The following is a 24,007-nucleotide window of genomic DNA, read 5'->3' on the forward strand; positions in this document are numbered from 1 at the left end:
CGGGCTGGAGAACACGGCCGCGGCTTCGCGGTGGTGGCCTCGGAGGTGCGCAAGCTGGCCGAACGTTCGCAGACCGCCGCCACCGAGATCGGCGCGGTGTCGTCGGACACGGTCAAGGCCGCCCAGTCGGCCGGCGAAATGCTGACCACCCTGGTGCCCAACATCCGCAAGACCGCCGAATTGGTCGCCGAGATCAGCGCCGCCTGCCGCGAGCAGGACATCGGCGCCAGCCAGATCAACGAGGCCATCCAGCAGCTGGACAAGGTCACCCAGCAGAACGCCAGCGCGTCCGAGCAGATGTCGGCCACCTCCGAAGAGCTGGCCGCCCAGGCCGAGGAGCTGCAGGCCTCCATCGCCTATTTCCGCACCAGCGCTGGCGGCGGCGCCTCGCGTCGCCCGGCCTCGCGCCCCGCCGCCGCGCCCAAGCGTCCCGTCGCGCCCGCCGCCCGCAAGCCGACCGCCGCGGCGCCGCGCCAGACGGTCGCCGCCCAGCAGGCCCGGGCCGGGGGCTTCGCCCTGGACCTGACCAACGGCGGCCCCGACGCCGACGACGCCGACTTCCGGGAATACGCCTGATGGCCGGTCCCGCCGATCGCCAGTTCGTCACCCTGGGCCTGGGCGCCGAGGTCTTCGCCGTCTCGGTCGCCCACGTGCGCGAGATTCTCGACTACCAGCCGCCGTTCGCGATCCCGGAGGGGCCCGACTACCTGATGGGCCTGACCGACGTGCGCGGCCGGGGCACGCCGACCATCGACCTGCGGCTGAAGCTGGGCCTGCCCCGCGTCGAGCCGACCGGCGCCACGCGCATCCTGGTGCTGGACGTGCCGCTGGACGACCGCGTGCTGTCGCTGGGCCTGATCGCCGACCGGGTGATCGAGGTCGTGGCCTTCTCGGAAGGCCAGATCGAAGGGGCGCCCGACATCGGCGTGCCGTGGCGCTCGGAATACATCCAGGGCGTGGTGCGCCGCGAGGCCGCCGCCGGCGACAGCGGTTTCGTGGTCATCTTCGACCTGGGGCGCCTGCTGACCAGCCAGGACGCCGCCGCCCTCGGCCAGGCCGCCTGAGACCGCGCCCGGCGGCCCTGAACGGGCCGCCCGAACAACAGCGGCGCCGACGCCGCGAACGGAGACGCCCGTGTCGAGACAAGCCGCCGCCGTGCTGCAGGCCCCCGAGATCGAACAGTTGAGCGCCAGGAATTTCCAGCGCCTGGCGACGTTCATCCACGACTACAGCGGCATCAAGATGCCGGCCAACAAGCGCACCATGCTGGAAGGCCGCCTGCGCCGCCGGATGCGGGCGACGCGGATCGCCGACGTCAACGCCTATTGCCGCTACCTGTTCGAGGAGAACGGGATGGAGGCCGAGGTCATCCACCTGATCGACGCGGTGACCACCAACAAGACCGAGTTCTTCCGCGAGCCGGTCCATTTCGACTTCCTGGTCGCCAAGGGGCTGCCGGCCCTGGCCGCGAAGGGGAAGAAGGAGATCAGGGTCTGGAGCGCGGCCTGCTCGACCGGCGCCGAACCCTACACCCTGGCCATGATCCTGGACGAGTTCTGCGAGACTCGGCGCGGGATGGACTATTCGATCCTCTGCACCGACATCTGCACCGAGGTGCTGGGCCAGGCGATCGCCGGCCGCTTTTCCGAGCAGATGATCGAGCCGGTCTCCCTGGCCCGCCGCCAGCGCTACGTGATGCGGTCGCGCGATCCGTCGCGCAACGAGGTGCGGATCAAGCCGCACCTGCGGTCCAAGCTGGCCTTCGGCCGCCTGAACCTGATGGACGACGCCTATCCGATCGAGACCGGCCTCGACATCGTCTTCTGCCGCAACATCCTGATCTATTTCGACAAGGCCACCCAGGCCAGGGTGCTGAGCCGGCTATGCAACCATCTGGCGCCCGGCGGGTATCTGTTCCTGGGCCACTCGGAGTCGATCGTCGGCATCGACCTGCCCGTGGTCCAGATCGCCAACACGGTCTTCCAGAAGCGATAGCCCCGGAAGCGACGCCCATGTCCGTGGTTCGAAAGATCCGTGTCCTGATCATCGACGACTCGGCCACGGTGCGTCAGACCCTGGCCTCGATCCTCGAATCCGATCCGCAGATCCAGGTGCTGGGCGTCGCGTCCGATCCGTTCGTGGCCGCCCGGCGCATCGCCGAGGAGATCCCCGACGTCATCACCCTGGACGTCGAGATGCCGCGCATGGACGGCATCACCTTCCTGCGCAAGCTGATGGCCCAGAAGCCGATCCCGGTGGTGATGTGCTCGTCCCTGACCGAGGCGGGTTCGGAGACCCTGCTGCAGGCGCTGGAGGCGGGGGCGGTCGACATCATCCTGAAGCCGAAGGTCGGGGTGGCCGACCATCTGCTGGAATCCAAGATCCGCATCTGCGACGCGGTCAAGGCCGCGGCCGGCGCCAAGCTGGCCGGGGTCCGGCGCCCGGTTCCCCAGTTCACCCGCGCGGGCCACGAGCCCGAGAAGAAGCTGACCGCCGACGCCATGCTGCCGCCGCCGCCCGTTCCAAAAGGCGGGGCGACCAAGGCCATGGCTCGCACCACCGAGAGCGTGGTCTGCGTCGGCGCCTCGACCGGCGGCACCGAGGCGCTTCGCGTCCTGCTGGAAAGCCTGCCGCCGGATTCGCCCGGCATGGTCATCGTCCAGCACATGCCCGAGAAATTCACCGCCTCGTTCGCCAGACGGCTGGACAGCCTGTGCGCGGTCGAGGTCAAGGAGGCCGAGGACGGCGACACCGTCCGCCGCGGCCGCGTGCTGATCGCGCCGGGCAACAGGCACACCCTGTTGGAGCGCAGCGGCGCCCGTTATTACGTCTCGGTCAAGGACGGCCCGCTGGTCTCGCGCCACCGGCCGTCCGTGGACGTCCTGTTCCGCTCGGCCACTCGCTCGGCCGGCTCGAACGCGGTGGGCGTGATCATGACCGGCATGGGCGACGACGGCGCGCGCGGCCTGGCCGAGATGAAGCAGGCCGGCGCCTTCACCCTGGCCCAGGACGAGGCCACCTCGGTGGTGTTCGGCATGCCCAAGGAAGCCATCGCCCTGGGCTGCGTCGACCGGGTGGTTCCGCTGCCGGGCCTGGCGGGCGAGGTGCTGCGGGCGGCGAGTAGATAAGGCTGGGAGGAGGCCCCCTCCGTCGGGCTTCGCCCGCCACCTCACCCGCGCAGCGGGGGAGGTGGCGCGATGCGGATACGCATCGTGACGGAGGGGGCGTCTCTCCGCGAACCCCTCAGAACAGCCCGTCGTCCTCGTCCGCGACCTCCGTCGCGGCCGCCTCGCCCAGGCTCTCGGTCAGCGCCCGGTGGACCTCGCGCTCCTGGGCCATGGTGTACTGCCTGGCCAGCCGGTCGAGCAGGGGGCGCAGGGCGGGGGCGACGTCGTCGGCGAAGATCTCGTCGTCGCCGGCCCGGTCCAGAAGTTCGTTCGCGGCGGTGTCGAGGACCGAGCCGATCTGCTTGTGGAAGTCGAAGCGCTCGGCGGCGCGGCGCAGCATGTCGACGACGTCGGCGCCTTGGCGGGCCGCGGCGGTCAGGGCCTCGTCGACGCCGTCGCCGGCCTTGCCGATCCGGGCGACCGCGCCGCTCAGCACCGTGGCGGCGGCGGCGGCCTTGCCGTCCTCGCCCTGGCGCCCGGCGTCGCCCTGGCCCAGCGTCTCGGCCGCCTCGAACAGGCCTTCCAGCGAACGGGTGGTCTGGGCGGCCGACTTCTCCAGATGGATGGCGTGCTGGCGCAGCTCGACGGCGATGACGCCCAGCGGCTTGCCGGTCTCGCCGATGCGGCTGCATTTCAGCGTGGTGTTCAGGGCCATCATCTGCACATCGGCGCGGATGTCCTGGATGCCGGCGATGCGCTCGGTCAGTTCGCGGGCCGAGACGGCGGCCGAGCGGCTGACCGCCTCGGCGGCCCGCTCGCCGGCGGTCATGTCGCCGACCAGGCCCAAGGCCTGTCCGACATTGCCTTCCAGATCGCGCAGGAAGTTGGTTTCGGCCCCGTCGGCCTGGCCCGAGGCCAGATCGCGCAGGCGCAGCAGCTCGGCGGCGTCGGCGGCCATGCCGATCACGTTGTGGCCGATGCGGGCGACCTCGCGATGGAAATCGTCGGCCATGGCGGCCAGTTGGGCGCCCAGCAGCCGCTGCACGAAGGCCTGGGCGCGCTGGCGCGGCTCGGGGGCGAGGGCGGCGATCTCGCCGGCCTCGTCCAGAAAGCGCAGGCCCGCCTGGACGTGCTCGATCCGCTGGCGGGTGATGTCGCCGATCTGCAGGGCCGCCAGGCCGCCGCCGACCTTCTTCTGGACCTCGCGGGCCAGGGCGGCGACGCTGACGGCGACGCCGGCGATCCGCCTGTGGTGGTCGGCGATGGCGGCGGCGCTGGCCGTCAGGGCGTCGGGCACCGCCGGCAGCAGGGCGGCGCAGCTCCGGGCCAGGTTCTGCTCGTGCGCCAGGGCGCCGCGCAGGGTCTGGTCCAGGTTCGTCAGGTCGTTGTTGAGGGCGTCCAGCTGGGCGCCGCCCATCTCGATGCAGTCGTAGATCTCCTGGGCGAAGATCGCGAACTCGGGGCCGGCGGCGGCGATGCCGCCGGAGGTGATCTTGATGTTGATCGCGAAGACCCGGAGATAGGCCAGGTGCTGGCGCATCTCGGCGATGCGGTCGGCCAGGTCGTCGCTGAACGTGACCAACTGGCCGACGCGGTCGCGGCGGGCGTCCAGGCTCTGGGGCAGAGACTTCAGGGTTTCGGCGGCCTGGGCCAGGTCGCCGGTGGTCGCCGTCACCGTCTCGGCGTCGAGATTGGCGCGGATGGCGTCCAGGCCGGCGATCAGCGCGCCAACCCCGTCGACGGCCCGCGACAGGACGTCGCCGGCTTCGAGGAAGCGGGCTTCCACCACCTGGCGGGCGGCCTCCAGGCGCGCGCCGATCCGCGCCCCCCCGTCGGTCTGGACAGGGGCCTGGAAGGTCGTTGCGAAAGCCGCGGAGGAAGACGCCAAGCCCATGAAATCGCCGGATGATTGCTGTTGCCGCACCATGCCGGGAGATGTGCGAAGGGCGGGTAAAGATCGCGCGTCTTTTGTGGTCGTTCAGGCCCGCGCGGCCAGGATCTCCGGCGCGCCCTGGGCCGCCTCGAAGGCCCGGCCGATGGCCGAGAACAGCATGGCGCTGGTGATCGGCTTTTCCAGGTGCAGGTCGGCCCCGGCCTGGCGGCTGGCGCGGACGTGCTCGGGGCGGGCGTTGGCGGTCAGCATGATGATCGGCGTCCGCGCCGCGCCCGTCGCCGCCTCGCGCGCCCGGATCTCGCGGACGGCGTCCAGGCCGTCCATCACCGGCATCTGCATGTCCATCAGGATCAGGTTCGGCGCGATGGCGGCGCACAGGTCGACGGCCTCGCGCCCGTCTTCGGCGGTGAAGATCTCGGCCACCTCCGCCAGCATCAGCTCGACGATCTTGCGATTGGTCGGGTGATCGTCGGCCACCAGGACCCGGGGCATGTCGGGGGCGTCCGGCGCGGCCTCGGCCGTCGCCTTGGCCGACGCCGCGCGATGGAGGGGAAGGGGCAGGGTGAACCAGAAGGTCGATCCCTCGCCCGGCGTGCTGTCGCAGCACAGGACGCCGCCCATCAGCTCGACCAGCTCGCGCGAGATGGCCAGGCCCAGGCCCGTGCCGCCGAAGCGACGCGTGAACGAGGCGTCGGCCTGCTGGAAGCGCTCGAAGATCCGGCCCTTCTCGGCGGCGTCGAAACCGATGCCGGTGTCGCGCACGGAAAAGCGCACGCGGCCGTCCGCCTCCGGCGCGACGTCCAGCCGCACCTGGCCGTGGTCGGTGAACTTGACCGCGTTGCTCATCAGGTTGGTCAGCACCTGGCGCAGCCGGGCGCTGTCGCCGACCACGGCCCGCTCGGCGGCCGGATCGATGCGCGCATCGAGGCGCACGCCCTTCTCCTCGGCGCGAAGGGCGCACAGGGCGCTGACCGAACGGGCCAGGTCGCCCAGGTCGAAAGGCTGGTTGTCGATGGCCACCTGCCGCGCCTCGATGCGCACCAGGTCCAGGATGTCGGACAGCAGCCGCTCCAGGCTGCGGCCCGAATTGACGATGATCTCGACCAGTTCGCGCGCCCTGGGCGACAGCTCGCCCCTGGCCAGCAGGTCGGCGCCCGCGACGATGCCGTTCAGCGGCGTGCGGATCTCGTGGCTCATATTGGCCAGGAACGCGCTCTTGGCCTGGCTGGCCTGCTCGGCCTGGTCCAGGGCCGCCCGCAGCGTCGCCTTGGCCAGCCGGCTGGCGGTGACGTCGTCGCCCAGGGTGATCAGGTGGCGCGCGCCAATATCGTCATAGGTGGCCAAGGTCCTGGTCAGGAGGTAGCGGGGCGCGGCGTCGGGCCCGACCTGTTCCTCCCAGACCTGCATCTCGCCGGTCCGCAGAACCCGGCTTTCGACCCCGGTCAGGGTCCGGGCGATCGCGACGGGCAGCACCTCCGGGGCGGTCCGGCCCACCGCCTCCTCGGCGACCAGACCGAAGGCGTCCTCGGCGGCCCGGTTGATCAGGACATAGCGGCCGTCCTCGGCGTTCTTGACCGTCAGGGGAGACGGGAGAAGCTGGATGACCGTCTTCAGGAAACCCAGGGTCTCGACCTGGTCGGTGACGTCGCGGGCGCAGGCCAGCAGGCGGATCACCCCGCCGGCCCGGCCGCGCATCGGCGAGATCGTCGTGTCGCAATAGGCCCGGCGCCGGCCGTCGCCCAGGAAGGCGCGGAAATGGGCGACCTGTCCGGCGCGGGCGATGTCGACGGCGCGGTCCAGCGAGAAGCGACTCTCCTCGGGCCAGATCCCGCGCCAGGACGCCGCATCCTCGGGCCTGGCCGTGAACATCGCCCGGGCAAGATGGTTGGCGTGCTCGATCGTCCCGTCGAGCCGCAGGATCCAGGTGCATTCCTGGCTGGCGTTCAGGATGTCGAGCGCGCCGTAGCCGCCGTCCTGTTCACTGGAAGCCTGGCCCTGCACGCTAATGCCCTTGCGAGATGACGCGCGACGCCGCGATGGACGGCTTCGCCCGCGCCATATGCCCAGGTCGCGTTGAAAAGACCGTTAAGTCAGGGCGGCCCTTCGCGGGGGGCGACCGTTCGCCGCGGCGGCCTATCGAGCGCCGCGCCTGTCTGTCGGGGAAAAGGGGAATGGTGGATGCGACAGGGATTGAACCTGTGACCCCCTCGGTGTGAACGAGGTGCTCTCCCGCTGAGCTACGCATCCGCCGTGTCGGTGAGGCTCGAAAGACCCCGCCGCGAGAGGGACGGGCCTATAGCCCGGCGTTTCCGCGACCGCAAGAGGTCAAAAGCGTGATGCAGGCCGACGGCACGTCGGAGAACGCATCTATCAACAGATCTCCGCCCAGGGTCTCGACCGGGGCCTCGGTGTAGCCGAACGTGACCAGCAGGGTCGGCACGTTGGCGGCCTTGGCGGCCAGGGCGTCGTTGATGCTGTCGCCGACCATCACGGCGCGAGCCGGATCGCCGCCCGCCGCCGCGATGGTGGCCAGCAGGTGGCGCGGGTCGGGCTTGGCGGCGGGAGCGTCATCGGCGCCGACCACGGCGTCGAAATACTGGGTCAGGTCCAGGGCGTCGAGCAGGGCGACCGACAGGTGGGTCAGCTTGTTGGTGCAGACCGCCAGCCTGGCGCCGGCCGCGCGCAGGGCGACCAGGGCGTCGACGACGCCGGGGAAGGGGCCGCTCTCGTGGGCGATGCGGCCGAGATAGAGAGCGATGAAGCGCTGGACCAGGGCCGGGGCCTGGTCGGCGTCCAGCGGCGCGCCGGCGGCGGCGAAGCCGCGCTCCAGCAGGGCCTTGGCGCCGCGGCCGACCATCTTGCGCACGTCGTCGAACGGCAGGGGCGGCAGGCCCTCCTCGGCGAGGATGAGGTTCAGCGAGGCCACCAGGTCCGGGGCGGTGTCGACCAGGGTGCCGTCGAGGTCGAAGGCGATCGTCGCCCCTCGCAGAATCTGGTCGTTCGCAATCTCGGCCTTGGGAATGTCGTTCTGGGCATGCATGGCTCTGGCCTTTCGGCTAAACGCGCGGCTAATGCAACTTTGGTCCGCGCTTCGGGAGTCGCTTCGCCCATGACCAACGCCGTCTCTTCGCCTCGTCCTCGCGCGGCCGTCATCCTGGCGGCCGGCCAGGGCACGCGGATGAAGTCGCCGACGCCCAAGGTGCTGCACCGGATCGGCGGACGGACCCTGCTGGACCACGCGATCGACACCGCCCAGGCCCTGGACTGCCAGCGCATCGTCGTCGTGGTCGGCGCCCATAGCCCGCAGGTCGGCGAGCACGCCAGGAAGCGCCTCGGCGAGGGGGCGACCGTGCTGCAGGACCCGCCCCAGGGCACCGGCCACGCCGTGCTGGCCGCCCGCGAGGCCCTGGCCGACTTCGAGGGCGACGTGGTGGTGACCTTCGCCGACTGCCCGCTGCTGAGCGCCCCTGTCATCCAGCCCCTGTTCGATCTGCGCGCGAAAGGCGCGGACGTGGCGGTGCTGGGTTTCGAGGCGGCCAATCCCGGCGCCTACGGTCGGCTGATCCTGGCCCCCGGCCACGTGCTGCTGCGCATCGTCGAGGCCAAGGACGCCGACGACACGGTCAAGCAGGTCAAGCATTGCAATTCCGGCGTCCTGGCCGCCGACCGCGCCCTGCTGTTCGACCTGCTGGCCAATGTCGGCAACGACAACGCCAACCAGGAATACTATCTGACCGACGTCGTCGGCCTAGCCCACGACCGGTCGCTGTCGACCCGCGCGGCGTTCGCGCCCGAAGCCGCGGTCCAGGGCGTCAATTCCCAGGCCGAGCTGGCCGCCGCCGAGGCCGTGTGGCAGGCGGGCCGCCGGTCCGCCTTCCTGGTCGAGGGCGTGACCATGCCGGCCCCGGACACCGTGCACCTGAGCTGGGACACCAGGCTGGCCGCCGGCGTCACGGTGGAGCCGTTCGTGGTCTTCGGACCCGGCGTCAGCGTCGCGGCCGGCGCGGTGATCAAGGCCTTCAGCCATCTGGAGGGCGCGGCGGTCGGCGAGAGGGCCCTGATCGGTCCCTACGCCCGCCTGCGGCCGGGGGCCGAGATCGGTCCCGACGCCCACATCGGCAACTTCGTCGAGGTCAAGAAGGTCACGGTCGGGGCCGGGGCCAAGGCCAACCACCTGTCGTACCTGGGCGACGGCTCGGTCGGCCCGAAGGCCAACATCGGGGCCGGCACGATCTTCTGCAACTACGACGGCTTCGACAAGTTCGAGACCCATGTGGGGGCCGGGGCCTTCATCGGCTCCAACACCGCCCTGGTGGCCCCGGTGCGGGTCGGGGAGGGGGCGATGACCGGCTCGGGCTCGGTGATCACCAAGGACGTCGAGGACGGCGCGCTGGCGCTGGGCCGCGGCGTGCAGAGCGACAAGCCGGGCTGGGCGACCCGGTTCCGGGCCGCGAAGGCGGCCAACAAAGCCAAGAAGGATACGAAATGAGCGCCGACGATCAGAAGCGGATTTCGGGCGAGGCGGCGGCGCAGCTGGTCGAGGCCGGCATGGTCGTGGGCCTGGGCACCGGCTCGACGGCGGCCTGGTTCGTCAAGGCCCTGGCGGCGCGCCAGCTGGACATCCGCGGCGTGCCGACCTCCGAGGCCACCGCCAACCTGGCCCGCGAGCTGGGCATCCCGCTGGCGGCCCTGGACGACGTCAAGTCGATCGACCTGACCGTAGACGGCGCCGACGAGGTCGGTCCGGGCCTGTCGCTGATCAAGGGCGGCGGCGCGGCCCTGCTGCGCGAGAAGCTGGTCTGGGAGGCGTCCAAGCGCTGCGTGGTGATCGCCGACGCCGCCAAGAAGGTCGACGCCCTGGGCAAGTTCCCGCTGCCGATCGAGGTGGTGCGCTTCGGCCACGTCCATACCGGCCACCGCCTGGCCGACATCGCCGCCGAGTTCGACCTCTTGCCGCCGCGCCTGCGGATGGCCGACCGGGGCATCGTGGTCACCGATGGCGGCAACGTGATCTATGACCTGCCGTCCGGCGTGATCGCCGAGCCGGCCGCCCTGGGCGCGGCGCTGAAGACCGTGACCGGCGTCGTCGACCACGGCCTGTTCCTCGACCTGGCGGACGAAGCCCTGCTGGGCACCGACCAGGGGGTGGTCAAGCTGGTCCCCTAGACCCATATCCGCCCTCTTTCGGCCTCACAGCTTCGCTGAAAGGCCGACCCGACCCCGCGACCCGGAGCGCCCGCGATGGCTGAGTACGACTTCGACCTCTTCGTCATCGGCGCCGGTTCGGGCGGCGTGCGCGCCGCGCGCGTGGCGGCGATGAGCGGCGCCAAGGTGGCGGTGGCCGAGGAGTACCGCGTGGGCGGCACCTGCGTGATCCGCGGCTGCGTGCCCAAGAAGTTCATGGTCTACGCCAGCGAGGTGAAGGCCCAGCTGAAGACCGCCAAGGGCTACGGCTGGACGATCGGCGAGGCCAGCTTCGACTGGAAGGGCTTCCTGCACGACAAGGACGTCGAGATCGCCCGCCTGTCGGGGATCTATGTCACCAACCTGCAGAAGGCCGGCGCTCACCTGCTGCATGGCCGGGCCGAGATCGTCGACGCCCACACCGTCGAGGTGCTGCCCAAGTCGGGGTCCAAGGACGCGGGCCGCTACACCGCCCGCAAGATCCTGGTCGCCACCGGAGGCCGGCCCTGGCGTCCGGACTTCCCCGGCGCGGAGCTGGGCATCACCTCGGACGAGGCCTTCCACCTGCCGGAGCTGCCCAAGCGGGTGATGGTGGTGGGCGGGGGCTATATCGCCGTCGAGTTCGCCAGCATCTTCAACGGCCTGGGCGTGGAAACCACGCTCTGCTACCGCGGGGCCAACATCCTGCGCGGCTTCGATGACGACGTGCGCTCGCACCTGGCCGACGAGCTGGAGAAGCGCGGGATCAAGGTGGTGCTGGGCTGCTCGCACGAGCGCCTGGAAAAGACCGAGCACGGCCTGCTCAGCACGTTCAACAACGAGCTGACCTTCGAAACCGATGCGGTGATGTTCGCCACCGGCCGCGACCCTTATGTGGCGGGCCTGGGCCTGGAGAAGGTGGGGGTGAAGCTGAATGACCGCGGGGCGGTCGTGGTCGACGACTATTCCAGGACGACCGTCGACAACATCTGGGCGGTCGGCGACGTCACCGACCGCATCAATCTGACGCCGGTGGCGATCCGCGAGGGCGCGGCCTTCGCCCAGACCGAGTTCCACGACAATCCCACCACCTTCGACCACGACATGGTCGCCTCGGCGGTGTTCTCGCAGCCGCCGGTCGGCGCGGTGGGCATGAGCGAGGCGCAGGCGCGCCAGGCGTTCGGCAAGGTCGACATCTATCGCGCGGTCTTCCGGCCCATGAAAAGCACCTTCTACGGCGGTCAGGATCGCTGCCTGATGAAGCTGGTGGTCAAGCCGGACGACCAGCGGGTGGTGGGGGTGCATGTGGTCGGTCCGGACGCGCCGGAAATCATCCAGATGGCGGCCATCGCGGTGAAGATGGGCGTGACCAAGCCGCAGTGGGATTCCACCTGCGCGGTCCACCCGACCCTGGCCGAGGAGCTGGTGACCATGCGCGAGAAGTACGTGCCGTCGGAAATGGGAACCGTATGACCGCGACATCTTCGATCGAACCGACGGAAGCCCCGGCGCGTCGCACGCCCTGGCTGAGCGGCGTGGCGATGTTCCTGGCGGTGATGACGCCGCTGCTGGCCTATCTGGCGCCGTTGGGCTTCGCGCCGCTGCTGGCCCTGGCGGGGCTGCTGGCCCTGCCGGGTCTGAGGCTGACGCGCGCCGCCGCGCCGCCCTTGCTGATCCTGGTGGTCCTGGCCCTGTGGGCGGCGGTCAGCATGAGCTGGAGCCCCGAGACGATCGATGTGTCGAAGCTCAAGGACTACGGCGACATCGAGAGCCTGACCGCCCTGAAGCTGTTCCTGCAGCTGGCGACCTACGGCGCGGCGGTGGTGGCCCTGCGGGGACTGTCCGACGCCGGCGCACGACGGGCGGCCGCGGTGCTGGCCTATGGCATGGCGGCGCTGGCCGCCGTGGCCGCCCTGGACTCGCTGACCGGCGCGGCGGTCTATCAGAAACTACACCTGGCGACTGGCCAGGCGATCCGGCCGGACCTGGCGATGGTCAAGGTTTCGCTGTCGACCTACGTCCTGGCGCTGCTGTTCTGGCCGGCGGCGCTGATCCTGTCGCGCCTGTCGCGTCCGGGCCTGATCTGGCTTCTGGCCGCGGGGATAGTCGTGACCTCGGTGATCTGCAGCTCCGACGCCTGCCTGCTGGCCCTGGCCGCGGGCGGACTGGTCTGGCTGCTGGTCTATGGCTTCGGACAGACGGCCGCAAAGGTGCTGATCGGACTGGTGGCCGCGCCGTTCGTGCTGGCCCCTCTCGCCGTGCTGGTGGGCGTCCAGACCGGCGTCGTCGCCTGGCTGCACCGGCTGGTACCGGCCTCCTGGGACGCCCGGCTGAACATCTGGACCTTCGCCGCCGATCATGTGCAGATCCATCCGTTCCGCGGCTGGGGGCTGGACGCCAGCCGCACCTTCGGCCCGGCGATCCCGCTGCATACCCATAACGCGCAGCTTCAGCTGTGGCTGGAGCTCGGCGCGATCGGCGCGGCCCTGGCGGGGGTGTTCTTCTGTTGGCTGGCTTACGGCGTGGTGCGGTTGAGCCGGGAATCCCGGACCGAGGCGGCGATGGCCGCCGCCGCCCTGGTCGCCTATCTGGTGATCGGGGGGCTGAGCTTCGGGGTCTGGCAGGAATGGTGGCTGGGTCTGGGCGCCCTGACGCTGATCGCCTGCGGCCTGGCGCGCGCGGTTGACGAACCGCAATGGATCGCCCTGGATGAACTTGCCCCTGTGAGCTGATTTTTCCGTTTTCGTCGCAACGATTTTGCCTTTGGGTCGCGGTTGGGATAAAAGCCGCTCCCTTTTGAGAAGTTCGAGACCGTCATGACCAGCCGTTGGACCCCGTCGTCGTGGAGAGCCCTGCCCGCCAAGCATGTGCCGACCGACTATCCGGACATGGGCGCGGTCGAGCGTGTCGAGCAGACTCTTCGCCAGATGCCACCGCTGGTCTTCGCCGGCGAAGCGCGCCGTCTGAAGTCGGCCCTGGGCGAGGTGGCGGAAGGGCGAGCCTTCCTGCTGCAGGGCGGCGACTGCGCCGAGAGCTTCAAGGAATTCCATGCGGACAACATCCGCGACACCTTCCGCCTGATCCTGCAGATGGCCGTGGTGCTGACCTTCGCCGGCGGCAAGCCGGTGGTGAAGGTGGGTCGCATCGCCGGCCAGTTCGCCAAGCCGCGCTCGGAGCCGGTCGAGACGATCGGCGAGGTGACCCTGCCGTCCTACCGGGGCGACAATATCAACGGCATGGAGTTCACGCCGCAGGATCGCATTCCCGATCCGGACCGCCTGCTTCGCGCCTACGGCCAGTCGGCCGCGACGCTGAACCTGCTGCGTGCCTTCGCCAGCGGCGGCTATGCCGACCTGTACAACATCCATCGCTGGACGCTGGGCTTCGTGGGCGACAGCCCGCAGGGCGCGCGCTATCGCGAGCTGTCGGAAAAGATCAGCGAGGCCCTGACCTTCATGGCGGCGGTCGGCGTCACGCCGGAGACCCAGCCCGACCTGCGTCGGGTCGAGTTCTTCACCAGCCATGAGGCCCTGCTGCTGGGCTTCGAGGAAGCCATGACCCGCGTCGACAGCACCTCGGGCGATTGGTACGACACCAGCGCCCACCTGCTGTGGATCGGCGAGCGCACCCGCCAGTTGGACGGCGCCCACATCGAATTCATGCGCGGCGTCAAGAATCCGATCGGCCTGAAGTGCGGCCCGACCATGGAAGGCGACGACCTGCTGCGGCTGATCGACGTGCTCAACCCGCAGAACGAGCCGGGCCGCCTGACCCTGTACGGCCGCTTCGGCTCGGACAAGATCGCCGACCGCCTGCCGCGCCTGATGAAGGCGACCAAGTCCGCCGGCCGTTCGGTGGTCTGGGCCACAGACCCGATGCACGGCAACACGCTGAAGGCCTCGACCGGCTACAAGACCCGGCCGTTCGACCGCATCCTCTCGGAGGTGAAGACCTTCGTCGAGGTGGCCCACGCCGAGGGCGTCCACCCCGGCGGCGTCCACCTGGAAATGACCGGCCAGAACGTCACCGAGTGCCTGGGCGGCGCGCGGGCGGTGTCGGAAGGCGATCTCGCCGACCGCTACCACACCCATTGCGACCCCCGCCTGAACGGCGAACAGGCCCTGGAGCTGGCGTTCCTGGTGGCCGAGAAGCTGAAGTCGGCGCGCGACGACCAGCGCCGCCTTGCTGCAGGATAACAAGGGTATATCAAAGCTGGTGAAGGTTCGTCCCCGGGTGTAGCCTCCCTTCTTGGAGGAAGGCTGGCCATGGACAGTTCCGCAGCGACGCGGCGACTTTTGGTTGGATCGCTGATGCTGGGCGCTCTGCCAGCGTTTCCCGCCTGGGGCCGGCATCTGGTCGAACCTGGGCTTTCTCAGCCCACTGGTGTTTTGGATCCGGCCCGCCGCATGACGGTCCTCGTCAAGCTGAACGGGATCGGGCCTTTTTCCTTTATGATCGATACGGGCGCCAATGCTTCGGTCGTCTCGAGCGAGGTGGTCGCGCAGTTGGACCTGGCGCGCGGCCAACAGGTCAACATGCACGGCGTGGCGGGCGCCGAGCTGGTCGATACGGTGCAGATGGACGCCGTGGCGGTTGGCGGTCGCGTCCGGCGAAAGTTGACGATGTCGGTCCTGCCCCAGATGAACCTCGGCGCGCAGGGCGTTCTTGGCTTGGATTGGTTGGGCGAGCAGGGACTGACGTTGGATTTTGCCCGCCGTCAGATGTTTCTGGGCTCCAGGCTACCCATGACCGATTCCCGAACGGTGACCGTGCCGGTCAGAAGTCAGCGCAGCGGCCTTCACCTGATTGACGCTCGGGTTATGGGCATCACGACCATGGCCTACCTGGACACCGGATCGACCATGACGATCGGCAATTCCGCGCTTCTGGAAAAGGCCGTCAAGTACAAGGCCTTGATGCGAGATTGGGCCGACATCGAAGTCAGAAGCGTTACGGGCCAGACCATGCAGGGCCGACTGGCCGCATTTAAGCGCCTGCAACTCGGGAACCTGATCCTGACGACCGTGCCGGTGGTTTTTGGGCCCATTCACACTTTCGATTATTGGGGGCTGTCACGCCATCCCGCACTTCTGATCGGGGTGGACGTCCTCAACACGTTCGAGTCGGTTGCTCTGGATTTCACCCGGGGACAAGTGCATTTCCGTCTGCAGCCTACATCGGGCTACGGATAGTCTGCGACGTCTTGACCGGCCGCCCGCCGCTCTCCAATGGTTGTTTGAACGGAGTGCGTCGATGAGTTTGCCGGCCAGGTTGAAACGCGAGTTGAAGTTCCTGAAGGGGCTCTCGCGCACGCTCAAGCGCGTGAAATCCATCGCGCCGGACAGTCCCAACCTGATCTGCGACGATCTGGAAGCCGCGGTCGACCGGTGGCGCGACAGCCAGGCCATCGTTTTCGAAGGCAAGTCGGTCACCTATTCCGAACTGGACGCCATCGCCAACCGCTACGCCCACTGGGCCAAGGGGCAGGGCATCACCCGCGGTCAGACCGTGGCCCTGTTCATGCCCAACCGCCTGGAATACCTGGCGATCTGGTACGGCCTGTCGAAGGTCGGCGTGGCCACCGCCCTGATCAACAACCAGCTGACCGGGCCGGCCCTGGCCCACTGCCTGAACATCTCCCAGGCCCTGCACTGCATCGTCGATCCCGAGACCTCGCCCTGTTTCGAGCAGGTGAAGGGCGCGCTGGAACGGCACGTCCAGCAGTGGGTGCTGGGGCCGGCGCACGGCGACCAGCGCGATCTGGCCAATGCGCTCAAGAGCTGTAGCCAGCTGCGTCCCGACCGCCTGACGGCCCGCAACGGCCTGACCGCCAAGGACACCGCGCTCTACATCTTCACCAGCGGCACCACGGGCCTGCCCAAGGCCGCGCGCATCACCCACATGCGGGCCCAGCTCTACATGCGCGGCTTCGCCGGTTCGACCGACGCGCGGGCCACCGACCGCATCTATGTGACCCTGCCGCTCTATCACGCCACCGGCGGCCTGTGCGCCATGGGCGCGGCCCTGCTGAACGGCGGCGCGGTGGTGCTGCGCAAGAAGTTCTCGGCCAGCGCCTTCTGGGACGACGTGGTGGCCGGCAACTGCACGATGTTCGTCTATATCGGCGAGCTGTGCCGATACCTGGCCAACCACCCCGAGACGCCCAACGAGCACGCCCACAAGATTCGGCTGATCTTCGGCAACGGCCTGCGTCCGGACGTCTGGGACGTGATGCTCGACCGCTTCAAGGTTGGCGGCGTACTGGAGTTCTACGGCGCGACCGAGGGCAATGTCTCGCTGTTCAATTTCGACGGCCGGCGCGGGGCCATCGGCCGCGTCCCGCGCTATCTGCGCGGGAAGTTCAACATCCGCATCGTCAAGTTCGACGTCGAGACCGAGACCCCGGTGCGGAGCGCCAACGGCTGCTGTATCGAGGCCGCGCCCGGCGAGATCGGCGAATGCATCGGCCACATCGCCAGCGACGCCCGCTCCAACTTCACCGGCTACGCCGACAAGGCCGCCACCGAGAAGAAGATCCTGCACGACGTCTTCGCGAAGGGCGACGCCTGGTTCCGCACCGGCGACCTGATGCGCGCCGACGGCGACGGCTATCTTTATTTCGTCGACCGTATCGGCGACACCTTCCGCTGGAAGGGCGAGAACGTCGCCACCAGCGAGGTGTCCGAACGCCTGTCGGCGGTGGCCGGCGTCAAGGAGGTCAATGTCTACGGCGTGCCGGTGGGCGAGCTGGACGGCAAGGCGGGCATGGCCTCGCTGGTCGTGGGCCCAGAGTTCGAGGTCGACGCCCTGGCCGACTATGTCGACCGTGAGCTGCCGGCCTACGCCCGGCCGATCTTCGTGCGCCTGCAGCCCGAGATCGAGACGACCGGCACCTTCAAGTACCGCAAGATCGACCTGGTCCAGGAAGGCTTCGACCCGGCCAGGATCAAGGATCCGCTGTATTTCCGCGATCCGGCCAAGGGCTATGTGAAGCTGACCAAGGCCGTCCACGCCAAGATCCTGGCGGGCGGCTACCGGCTGTAGAGCCGCTTCGAGGGACCTTTGGCCGCCACCTTCCGGCGACCCTCGGTCGACGCGCATCTAGGGCTGTGGGCGAAGGGCGTTTATCGGCCCGGCGGTGGTTCTAGCGCCGCAATAGGCCTTGGGCGCTCCGGTCGCTGGGCGTAGGATCGAGGTCCTTTCGCGTCTTCGGGCCGAACAGGCGTGACCTCGGCCCGGCCTCGCTTTGCGCGCCGACGATCGGAGGTCATCATGCTCACGGAACAATCCCCGCCCACGGACCCCGCGGGTCCGCTTCCGCAGACCAGCCCGGCAGGGCTCGACGACTTCATGGGCAAGATGGTCGGCGACATGGGGGCGGCGATGTCGGCCGCCCTGGTGCTGCTGGGCGATCACCTGGGGCTCTACCGCGCCCTGGCGGACGGCGGTCCGGCCACGCCTGCCCAGCTGGCGGCCCGCACCGGCACGACCGAGCGGTACATGCGCGAATGGCTCGCCGGCCAGGCCGCCGCCGGCTACGTGACCTATGACGAGGACCAGCATCTGTTCTCCCTGGATCCGGTGCAGACCATGGTGTTCGCCGACGAGGGCGGGCCGGTGTTTCTGGCCGGCGGCTTCGACGTGATCGCCGCCATGTTCCGCGACGAGCCGAAGATCGCCGAGGCCTTCAAGTCCGGCGACGGCGTCGGATGGCACGAGCATCACGCCTGCCTGTTCCGGGGGACCGAGCGGTTCTTCCGGCCGGGCTACAACGCCAACCTGCTGTCGAGCTGGATCCCGGCGCTGGACGGGGTGGAGGCCAAGCTGAAGCGGGGCGCGGTGGTCGCCGACGTCGGCTGCGGCCACGGGGCCTCGACCATCCTGATGGCCCGGGCCTTCCCCAACTCCCGGTTCTTCGGCTTCGACTATCACGCGCCGTCCGTCGACCAGGCCCGGAAGACCGCCGAGGCCGAGGGCGTCGGGGACCGCGCGGTGTTCCAGACCGCGGCGGCCAAGGCCTTCCCGGGCGACCACTACGACCTGGTCTGCATCTTCGACGCCCTGCACGACATGGGCGACCCGGTGGGGGCGGCGGCCCATATCCGCGCCAGCCTCGACCCCGACGGCACGTGGCTGCTGGTCGAGCCGTTCGCCAATGACGAGATGACCGACAACCTCAACCCGGTCGGCCGGATGTTCTACGCGGCCTCGACCATGTTCTGCACGCCGGCGTCGCTGAGCCAGGAGGTGGGGCTGGGCCTGGGCGCCCAGGCCGGCGAGGCGCGGCTGAGGAAGGTCTGCCAGGACGCCGGCTTCACCCGCTTCCGCCGCGTGGCCCAGACCCCGTTCAACCTGGTGTTCGAGGTCCGGCCCTGAGAGGTAGGGCGGGGGCGGGGAGGCGGCCTGGATCGTCAAGTCCCGGGACGATGTTGTGATCGGCCCCGGGGCTGTTTCGCGGACGGGCGGAGGTGTAGATTATCGGGCTTAGTCGGGAGGATAATCTTCGGAGCGCCGTCATGGCCGATCCTCGACACGACCCCACGCCCACGCCTTCCGCGAAGCCCTCCGCCGGGACCGCCCGGGCCCCGCCGGCCGAACCGGCGTCGTTTCAGCCAGCTGGTGAAACCGGCGCGGCGCCCCCCGGCCGGCCGACGGCCGAGGCCAGGGAAGGCGACATCAACCTCACCCAGGAAGGCGGAGACCTGGCCGCGGCCAGCCGTGAGGCGATGCAGGCCTCGACACGCCTGTGGGAGCATGCGTTCGAGCCCTTCCAGGCGTTCCTGTCCAGCATGACGCGCTGGAGCGACGAGTTCTGGCGCGAGGCGGCCAGCGGCCTGCGTCCGGCGATGCTCCCGCGGTTCCTGGGACCGTCGGCGTTCCTGGATCTGCCGTCGGTCGACGTGAAGGAACAGGCCGGCGCCTATCTCGTATCGGTCGAACTGCCGGGCCTGACCGAGAGCGACGTCAGCGTCTCGACCGACGGCGACATGCTCAGGATCCAGGGCCAGAAGCGACGGGAAGAGGGCGAGGCGACCCAGGGCTACCGGCGCAGCGAACGCTGGTTCGGGCAGTTCGAGCGGAGCTTCACCCTGCCGCCCGGCGTGGCCCGGGAGCGGATGACGACCTCGCTGCGCAACGGCGTCCTGGAGATCCTCCTGCCCAAGGTCGACGCGCCGCCGCAGCCCGAGCCGCCCCGGACCGGGGTGCGCCACTGAGGGGCGCGAGGGGGACGCCTATCCCCCGCAGGTCCCTCCGTTCAGCTTGCGCTGATAGGCCTCGGCCAAGCTCATATAGGGCGGCAGGAAGGTGTGCAGCACCACGGGCTTGCCGTCGGTGGTCGCCCCCGCCGCCCCGGCTCGCAGTTCGAAATGCAGGTGGATGGTGGTGGGCGTGCCGCCGAAGTCGTTGGACACCTTGCCCAGCTTCTGGCCGGCCGCGACCGTGTCGCCCTCCTTCACCGCCAGCGCCGCCATCTGCATGTGCAGGTAGCGATAGACCCGGTGCGGCGCGGCCGAGGCGGTCAGGGTGACGGTGTAGCTGCCGATGTCGGTGATCACGCCCGTCTCGGCCGCCACCGCCCAGTACTGGTTCTTCTTGCAGGCGGCCGGCCGGATGTCCTGGCCCTGGTGGCCGGTTCCGCCGCCGGCGCACAGCGGATTGTCGCGCGAGCGGGCCTCGCAGAAGGTGTCGCGCCAGGGCAGGCTGTAATTGGCCTGGTCGCACTGGCCGGTCCCGGCCGGACCCTTGCCGCCGCCGTGGCCGTAGACCTGGGAATTGGCGAAGGCGTCGTCCTGCAGCGGCCAGCACATGGCCGGCGACCACACCGTGCGGTCCAGATAACCGGAACCCTGGCCGGCCGGGATCGCCCCGGCGGGCTCGTGCGCGAAGGTCGCGGGCGACGGGGCGGGCGGCGACGGCGGCTGGGCCGGCGGACCGGGCGCGGGCGGGATCGGCTCGCTGGACGGCTGCTCGGCGCCGCCGTCGGACGGCGGGTCGTCGGGCGTCGGCGGGCCGGGCTGCGGCGAGGCCGGCGTCTTGACCTCGCCGCCGGGACCGGTCTGGGCGGGCTTGGTCTTGTCGTCGCAGGACCCCAGCGCCAGGGCCAGGACCAGGGGAGACAGCAGCAGCAGCCTGCGCATCGCCTCAGCCCCCCAGGCCGGCGGCGGCGCGGGCGGCGGCGCCCATCACCACGGCCGTGGTCTTGGCGGCCAGGCCGCGGGCGTAGTTGTCGTCGGCGCAGCGCGGGTCGGTCGGCGCGTCGCAGCGCACCTCGACCGTGTAGAGCACGCCGTAGCGCACGAAACTGATCAGCTGGCCGTCGACCGTGCGCTGCGAGGTCGCGCCCTCCGGTCCCATGGGAGTGATCTTCAGCGGGGTGTCGGCGGGCAGGGGGACCACGGCGGTCGTGCCGCTCAGCGAGACGCCCGCGCCCGGCGCGTCGGCGGTGATCGTATAGTAGTCGCCGAACGAATAGATCCGCGCCCCGGCCGTCAGGTCGGCGTCGGTGGGCAGCAGGATCGGCACGCGGGTCATGTCGACGGCGGCCGGGTTCAGGTTGGGGGCGGGATTGGTCCCGCCGGTCTGGCGCAGGCCGCCGATCGCCGCCTTCCAGTCGACCTGGCCGCCGCGCGGCGGGGCCCGGTTCAGAACGGCCAGGCCGGGCCGCCGCGTCGGCGTCGGCGCCGCCGCACCCGTCGTCGGGTCGATCCGCGTCTGGGACAGCGCCGCCCCCAGCGCTCCCGCCGCCAGGATTCCGCCCAGCACCAAACCCGTCGCCAGTCGCATGAGAGCCCCCTCGCATCACGCCGTTATCCCGACCATAGGGCGCCCAAGCGCTGCTGTTAACCAGGGTTAACGCCGAGCGCTTCGCCGCCTCCCGGGGGCGACGCGATTGAACGCGGGCCGCTTCCTGTCTATATGGCCGGGACCAATCACGGGTCATGTGTGTGGCGACCCGGGAAATCCCGAAGCGTTTCAAAAAGATAAGGGGATATCGCCATGCTGTTGACGATGATGAAGGCCAAGCTTCACCGGGCCACCGTCACCCAGGCCGATCTCGACTACGAAGGCTCGATCGCCATCGACACCGACCTGCTCGAGGCCGCCAACATCCTGCCCAACGAGCAGGTCGACGTGCTGAACATCACCACCGGCGCGCGCTTCACCACCTACGCCATCGCCGCGCCGCGCGGCTCCAGGGTCATCGGCGTCAACGGCGCGGCCGCCCGCCTGGTGCAGAAGAACGACACGGTGATCGTGGTCAGCTACTGCCAGATGCCGGCCGAGGAGGCCCGCAACTACGCCCCGACCGTGGTGCTGCTGGAAGACGGCAACCGCATCAAGAAGGCCGCCTGACCATGCGTCGTCCCGCCGTCCTGCTGATCGCGGCGGGCCTCGTCCTCGCCGCACCCCTCGCCAGCTGCTCGCCCAGGCTGCCCAAGGGCGTCGACGAGCAGCAGCTGTCGGAAGCCGTCGGCCGCGCCATCGGCGGGCCCAACACCTGCGTGCTGCTGGCCGACAAGGCCGGCAAGGTGGTCTGGACCGGCGGCGGCTACATCACCTGCGCCCGCAACCTGCCGACCTGCGACGGCGCGACCACCACGGCCCAGACCGTGCTGGAAGGCGCGATCGGCAAGCCGGCCCGCTTCGCCAGCTGCCCGTCGGGGCCCGGCGCCAACACCGTCGGCTGGGCCACGGGGCCCGTGCCGGTCGGGGCGGGCAAGCCGGACCGGGGCCTGTCCTATGTCGCGGTGATGGAGGGCGAACGCGCCCTGCCAGGCCGCGAGGTCCAGGAGCGGGTCGAAGAGGCGTTCGCGAAGGCGGGGCTCTAAAGTTCCTTCTCCCCTTGCGGGGCGAGGTGTCGGCGAAGCTGACGGATGAGGGGGCTCTCGGAAATCAAAAGCCGCGTCCGGTCTTTCGACAGGGCGCGGCTTCTGCAGTCTTCAACCCCTCACCCGACCCCGGCTTTCGCCGGGGCCGCCCCCTCCCGCAAGGGAAGAGGGGGCCCGGGTGACTATTTCGCCAGCTCGTACGTCGCCGAGACGTCGATCCGCACCTTCAGCTCGCCGGCCGAGACCGGGCTGCTGTCGGCGGCCATCTCGCGCTTGGCCATGGCGGCGTACATCGGCATCGGCGGGGCGGGGGTGTAGCCGCCGCCCTCGCCCAGGCTGACCAGGCGGACGATCTTGTAGCCGGCGGCCCGGGCGTAGAGGTCGGCCTTGGCCTGCAGGGCCTTGACCGCGTCCAGCCGCGCCGCGTCCTCGGCCGCCTGCGGGTCCTGCAGGCCGAAGCTGATTCCGCCCACGTTGGTGGCCCCGGCGTTGACCGTGGCGTCCACCGTCTGGCCCAGCTTGGCCAGGTCGCGCACCTGGATCGTCACCTGGTTGCTGGCCTGGTAGCCGTTCAGCTTGGGCGGCTCGTTCTGCACGTAGACATATTGCGGATTGACGTTGAGGCCCGAGGTCTGGATGTCGCGCTCGGCGATCCCGGCCTTCTTCAGCGCCGCGACGACCTTGGTCATCTGGGCGGCGTTGGCCGACAGGGCTCCGGCGGCGGTGGGGGCGTCGGTCTGGACGCCCAGGGTGATGGTCGCCAGGTCCGGGGTCACCTTGCTCTCGCCAAAGGCCGACAGGTTCAGCGTCGTGGCGCGGAAGGCCGCGTCGGCGGTCTGGGCCTGGGCGGGCAGGGCGGCGGCGGAGGCCAGCAGGGCGCCGGCCAGGGCGATGCCCAGGGGGAAGGACGCCGCCAGGGGGAGCGAGCGGCGGGCGGTGGGGGCGGTCATAGTGGTCGTTCTCCATGCGGCTGGGGGACAGGCGCCGCGACCTTGATCGTCCCGTCCGCCGGCCCCGGCAAGCGGAACCGACGACGGACGGTGGCATTCCTGACAGGCTCAACCTGAACCGGACCTTTAAGCCGCGTGCAGCCCATGCTAATCGACGCGTCCTCCCGCGCTCCGTTTCTGGAGCGGGGCGCGCCGCGCGCAACGGGGGCCTGTAGCTCAATGGTTAGAGCCGACCGCTCATAACGGTCTGGTTGGGGGTTCGAGTCCCTCCAGGCCTACCAAACTTCCATCATAAAATATTGAAACAATTGGGTAATTATGGATTTTTGTCTAACCCCGATCTTGCTATCCCCGGTAGTTGAACAGAAACCGGGCCCGCTTCTTTGGCCGGATCGCGCTGGAGCGGACCTTTCGAACGTCTGAGAAGGGTGGTGGGCTCAACTGGTGAACGCAACACGCTAACTTTTCTTCGGAGAGGGAGCGTGGGTGATGAAGCAGCGGCGTCGCATCTACTACTCGGCGGCCCAGCGGGCTGAAATCTGGGATCGCTGGAAGGCCGGCGAGTCGATGAGTTCGATCGGACGACGGTTTGATCGGGAGTCCTGTCCCTCTGGGGGAGCGTGTCTTTCGGCGTCTGTCCCCGGCGGATAGCGAACAGAGTTCAGCAATTTCAGGAGCTTGAACTTTCTCGACCCCAATCTGTCCCCACCCCTTCAAACCACCCTGATAATGACCTCACCTGAAGGCACGGGGAGGGCGCGAGGCCAGCGACCGATGCGGTCTTCAGGGGTGGACGAGCGGGGCTTGTCGGCGGCGCGTGAGTTTGCGGTCGGCGAGCTTAATCAGAGGGCGAGGGACGTAAGCTCGCCCATCGGGGTCTTCGCGCTGGAAGGCTCCGCCCGTCGTGGGGTTCGCTCCGGTCCTGGTTGGCTCACTCCCGCCTCTGAAATCAAGCGGTGCACAGATCCAGCGGGAACAACCGGGTGGGGTGAAGGGCGGAAAAGGCCCGCGCGCCCCGGCCTTGCGGATAACGGCTCCACGCGAAGCGCCTGACTTCGTCGA

Annotated in this window: 21 protein-coding genes and 2 tRNA genes; 16 read left to right on the plus strand and 7 right to left on the minus strand. The window is 69.6% G+C overall.

Annotated elements, in window-relative coordinates; translation table 11 throughout:
* The 4 genes from BM066_RS23745 to BM066_RS23760 all read left to right on the plus strand — a co-directional run.
* A partial coding sequence (locus tag BM066_RS23745) for a methyl-accepting chemotaxis protein (protein WP_255367710.1) occupies nucleotides 1–576 on the plus strand: 576 nt, incomplete at its 5' end.
* Nucleotides 576–1,064, plus strand: a complete 489-nt coding sequence (locus tag BM066_RS23750; RefSeq protein ID WP_089930786.1) for a chemotaxis protein CheW — start codon at nucleotides 576–578, stop codon at nucleotides 1,062–1,064. The genes BM066_RS23745 and BM066_RS23750, both read left to right, overlap by 1 nt.
* Nucleotides 1,065–1,134: 70 nt before the next feature.
* Nucleotides 1,135–1,995 carry a CheR family methyltransferase gene (locus BM066_RS23755; protein ID WP_089930789.1) on the plus strand — a complete coding sequence of 287 codons (861 nt, stop codon included), beginning with the start codon at nucleotides 1,135–1,137 and terminating at the stop codon, nucleotides 1,993–1,995.
* Nucleotides 1,996–2,012: 17 nt separating this feature from the next.
* Complete coding sequence (locus BM066_RS23760) at nucleotides 2,013–3,128, plus strand: protein-glutamate methylesterase/protein-glutamine glutaminase (RefSeq protein ID WP_218150940.1); 1,116 nt, start codon at nucleotides 2,013–2,015, stop codon at nucleotides 3,126–3,128.
* A 115-nt stretch (nucleotides 3,129–3,243) separates the two neighbouring features.
* Here BM066_RS23760 and BM066_RS23765 read toward each other — a convergent pair whose 3' ends face one another.
* From BM066_RS23765 to gph, 4 genes are all read right to left on the minus strand, one after another.
* Entirely contained in the window at nucleotides 3,244–5,001 is a 1,758-nt protein-coding gene (locus tag BM066_RS23765; protein WP_089930791.1) for a methyl-accepting chemotaxis protein, read from the minus strand.
* Nucleotides 5,002–5,085: 84 nt separating this feature from the next.
* Nucleotides 5,086–7,002, minus strand: coding sequence for a hybrid sensor histidine kinase/response regulator (locus BM066_RS23770; protein WP_089930793.1), 1,917 nt, complete (start codon nucleotides 7,000–7,002; stop codon nucleotides 5,086–5,088).
* 171 nt (nucleotides 7,003–7,173) lie between these two features.
* A tRNA-Val gene (locus tag BM066_RS23775) sits at nucleotides 7,174–7,248 on the minus strand.
* A gap of 46 nt (nucleotides 7,249–7,294) precedes the next feature.
* Nucleotides 7,295–8,041 (minus strand): phosphoglycolate phosphatase, encoded by a 747-nt coding sequence (gene gph / locus BM066_RS23780; protein WP_089930795.1) that lies wholly within the window; start codon nucleotides 8,039–8,041, stop codon nucleotides 7,295–7,297.
* A 69-nt stretch (nucleotides 8,042–8,110) separates the two neighbouring features.
* Between gph and glmU the strand changes: the two genes are divergently transcribed.
* The 9 genes from glmU to BM066_RS23825 all read left to right on the plus strand — a co-directional run bounded on the left by glmU (nucleotide 8,111) and on the right by BM066_RS23825 (nucleotide 19,379).
* Nucleotides 8,111–9,490, plus strand: a complete 1,380-nt coding sequence (glmU, locus tag BM066_RS23785) for a bifunctional UDP-N-acetylglucosamine diphosphorylase/glucosamine-1-phosphate N-acetyltransferase GlmU (RefSeq protein ID WP_089930798.1) — start codon at nucleotides 8,111–8,113, stop codon at nucleotides 9,488–9,490.
* Nucleotides 9,487–10,167: a ribose-5-phosphate isomerase RpiA gene (rpiA, locus tag BM066_RS23790; protein WP_089930801.1), complete on the plus strand. Its 681-nt coding sequence runs from the start codon at nucleotides 9,487–9,489 to the stop codon at nucleotides 10,165–10,167. Before glmU ends, rpiA begins: the two co-directional genes overlap by 4 nt.
* A gap of 75 nt (nucleotides 10,168–10,242) precedes the next feature.
* Nucleotides 10,243–11,637, plus strand: coding sequence for a glutathione-disulfide reductase (gene gor / locus BM066_RS23795; RefSeq protein WP_089930803.1), 1,395 nt, complete (start codon nucleotides 10,243–10,245; stop codon nucleotides 11,635–11,637).
* Nucleotides 11,634–12,896, plus strand: a complete 1,263-nt coding sequence (locus BM066_RS23800; RefSeq protein ID WP_089930805.1) for an O-antigen ligase family protein — start codon at nucleotides 11,634–11,636, stop codon at nucleotides 12,894–12,896. Before gor ends, BM066_RS23800 begins: the two co-directional genes overlap by 4 nt.
* A gap of 84 nt (nucleotides 12,897–12,980) precedes the next feature.
* The gene (locus tag BM066_RS23805; RefSeq protein ID WP_089930807.1) at nucleotides 12,981–14,360 is read left to right on the plus strand and encodes a class II 3-deoxy-7-phosphoheptulonate synthase; all 1,380 of its coding nucleotides are present in this window, start codon (nucleotides 12,981–12,983) and stop codon (nucleotides 14,358–14,360) included.
* A gap of 69 nt (nucleotides 14,361–14,429) precedes the next feature.
* Nucleotides 14,430–15,356, plus strand: coding sequence for an aspartyl protease family protein (locus BM066_RS23810; RefSeq protein ID WP_089930809.1), 927 nt, complete (start codon nucleotides 14,430–14,432; stop codon nucleotides 15,354–15,356).
* 61 nt (nucleotides 15,357–15,417) lie between these two features.
* A complete protein-coding gene (locus BM066_RS23815; protein ID WP_089930812.1) occupies nucleotides 15,418–17,208 on the plus strand; it encodes a long-chain-acyl-CoA synthetase in 1,791 nt (596 codons plus the stop codon).
* 228 nt (nucleotides 17,209–17,436) lie between these two features.
* Nucleotides 17,437–18,540 carry a class I SAM-dependent methyltransferase gene (locus tag BM066_RS23820; protein ID WP_089930814.1) on the plus strand — a complete coding sequence of 368 codons (1,104 nt, stop codon included), beginning with the start codon at nucleotides 17,437–17,439 and terminating at the stop codon, nucleotides 18,538–18,540.
* Nucleotides 18,541–18,680: 140 nt separating this feature from the next.
* The gene (locus BM066_RS23825; RefSeq protein ID WP_089930816.1) at nucleotides 18,681–19,379 is read left to right on the plus strand and encodes an Hsp20/alpha crystallin family protein; all 699 of its coding nucleotides are present in this window, start codon (nucleotides 18,681–18,683) and stop codon (nucleotides 19,377–19,379) included.
* 18 nt (nucleotides 19,380–19,397) lie between these two features.
* Here BM066_RS23825 and BM066_RS23830 read toward each other — a convergent pair whose 3' ends face one another.
* Together BM066_RS23830 and BM066_RS23835 are read right to left on the minus strand one after the other, a co-directional pair.
* Nucleotides 19,398–20,303, minus strand: coding sequence for a M23 family metallopeptidase (locus BM066_RS23830; RefSeq protein WP_089930819.1), 906 nt, complete (start codon nucleotides 20,301–20,303; stop codon nucleotides 19,398–19,400).
* 4 nt (nucleotides 20,304–20,307) lie between these two features.
* Entirely contained in the window at nucleotides 20,308–20,949 is a 642-nt protein-coding gene (locus BM066_RS23835) for a hypothetical protein (RefSeq protein WP_089930821.1), read from the minus strand.
* Nucleotides 20,950–21,162: 213 nt separating this feature from the next.
* Here BM066_RS23835 and panD point away from each other — a divergent pair, with 213 nt between their 5' ends.
* A complete protein-coding gene (gene panD / locus BM066_RS23840) occupies nucleotides 21,163–21,519 on the plus strand; it encodes an aspartate 1-decarboxylase (RefSeq protein WP_089930823.1) in 357 nt (118 codons plus the stop codon).
* Between the two features lie 2 nt (nucleotides 21,520–21,521).
* Nucleotides 21,522–21,995, plus strand: coding sequence for a hypothetical protein (locus BM066_RS23845; protein ID WP_089930825.1), 474 nt, complete (start codon nucleotides 21,522–21,524; stop codon nucleotides 21,993–21,995).
* Nucleotides 21,996–22,177: 182 nt separating this feature from the next.
* Here the strand turns inward: BM066_RS23845 and BM066_RS23850 are convergent, their stop codons facing one another.
* The gene (locus BM066_RS23850) at nucleotides 22,178–22,945 is read right to left on the minus strand and encodes an SIMPL domain-containing protein (protein ID WP_089930827.1); all 768 of its coding nucleotides are present in this window, start codon (nucleotides 22,943–22,945) and stop codon (nucleotides 22,178–22,180) included.
* Between the two features lie 205 nt (nucleotides 22,946–23,150).
* Between BM066_RS23850 and BM066_RS23855 the strand changes: the two genes are divergently transcribed.
* A tRNA-Ile gene (locus BM066_RS23855) sits at nucleotides 23,151–23,226 on the plus strand.
* The last annotated feature ends 781 nt before the right edge of the window (nucleotides 23,227–24,007 follow it).

Source organism: Caulobacter sp. UNC279MFTsu5.1, from assembly GCF_900114015.1.
GTDB lineage: Bacteria > Pseudomonadota > Alphaproteobacteria > Caulobacterales > Caulobacteraceae > Caulobacter.

Bases quoted from the DNA above. Each gene is read 5' to 3' on its own strand.
- BM066_RS23760 (WP_218150940.1), top strand. From the start codon at position 2,013: ATGTCCGTGGTTCGAAAGATCCGTGTCCTGATCATCGACGACTCGGCC.
- BM066_RS23750 (WP_089930786.1), top strand. From the start codon at position 576: ATGGCCGGTCCCGCCGATCGCCAGTTCGTCACCCTGGGCCTGGGCGCC.
- BM066_RS23810 (WP_089930809.1), top strand. From the start codon at position 14,430: ATGGACAGTTCCGCAGCGACGCGGCGACTTTTGGTTGGATCGCTGATG.
- BM066_RS23830 (WP_089930819.1), bottom strand. From the start codon at position 20,303: ATGCGCAGGCTGCTGCTGCTGTCTCCCCTGGTCCTGGCCCTGGCGCTG.
- BM066_RS23835 (WP_089930821.1), bottom strand. From the start codon at position 20,949: ATGCGACTGGCGACGGGTTTGGTGCTGGGCGGAATCCTGGCGGCGGGA.
- BM066_RS23820 (WP_089930814.1), top strand. From the start codon at position 17,437: ATGCTCACGGAACAATCCCCGCCCACGGACCCCGCGGGTCCGCTTCCG.
- BM066_RS23815 (WP_089930812.1), top strand. From the start codon at position 15,418: ATGAGTTTGCCGGCCAGGTTGAAACGCGAGTTGAAGTTCCTGAAGGGG.
- panD (WP_089930823.1), top strand. From the start codon at position 21,163: ATGCTGTTGACGATGATGAAGGCCAAGCTTCACCGGGCCACCGTCACC.
- gor (WP_089930803.1), top strand. From the start codon at position 10,243: ATGGCTGAGTACGACTTCGACCTCTTCGTCATCGGCGCCGGTTCGGGC.
- BM066_RS23805 (WP_089930807.1), top strand. From the start codon at position 12,981: ATGACCAGCCGTTGGACCCCGTCGTCGTGGAGAGCCCTGCCCGCCAAG.
- BM066_RS23850 (WP_089930827.1), bottom strand. From the start codon at position 22,945: ATGACCGCCCCCACCGCCCGCCGCTCGCTCCCCCTGGCGGCGTCCTTC.
- BM066_RS23765 (WP_089930791.1), bottom strand. From the start codon at position 5,001: ATGGGCTTGGCGTCTTCCTCCGCGGCTTTCGCAACGACCTTCCAGGCC.
- glmU (WP_089930798.1), top strand. From the start codon at position 8,111: ATGACCAACGCCGTCTCTTCGCCTCGTCCTCGCGCGGCCGTCATCCTG.
- BM066_RS23845 (WP_089930825.1), top strand. From the start codon at position 21,522: ATGCGTCGTCCCGCCGTCCTGCTGATCGCGGCGGGCCTCGTCCTCGCC.
- rpiA (WP_089930801.1), top strand. From the start codon at position 9,487: ATGAGCGCCGACGATCAGAAGCGGATTTCGGGCGAGGCGGCGGCGCAG.
- BM066_RS23825 (WP_089930816.1), top strand. From the start codon at position 18,681: ATGGCCGATCCTCGACACGACCCCACGCCCACGCCTTCCGCGAAGCCC.
- gph (WP_089930795.1), bottom strand. From the start codon at position 8,041: ATGCATGCCCAGAACGACATTCCCAAGGCCGAGATTGCGAACGACCAG.
- BM066_RS23800 (WP_089930805.1), top strand. From the start codon at position 11,634: ATGACCGCGACATCTTCGATCGAACCGACGGAAGCCCCGGCGCGTCGC.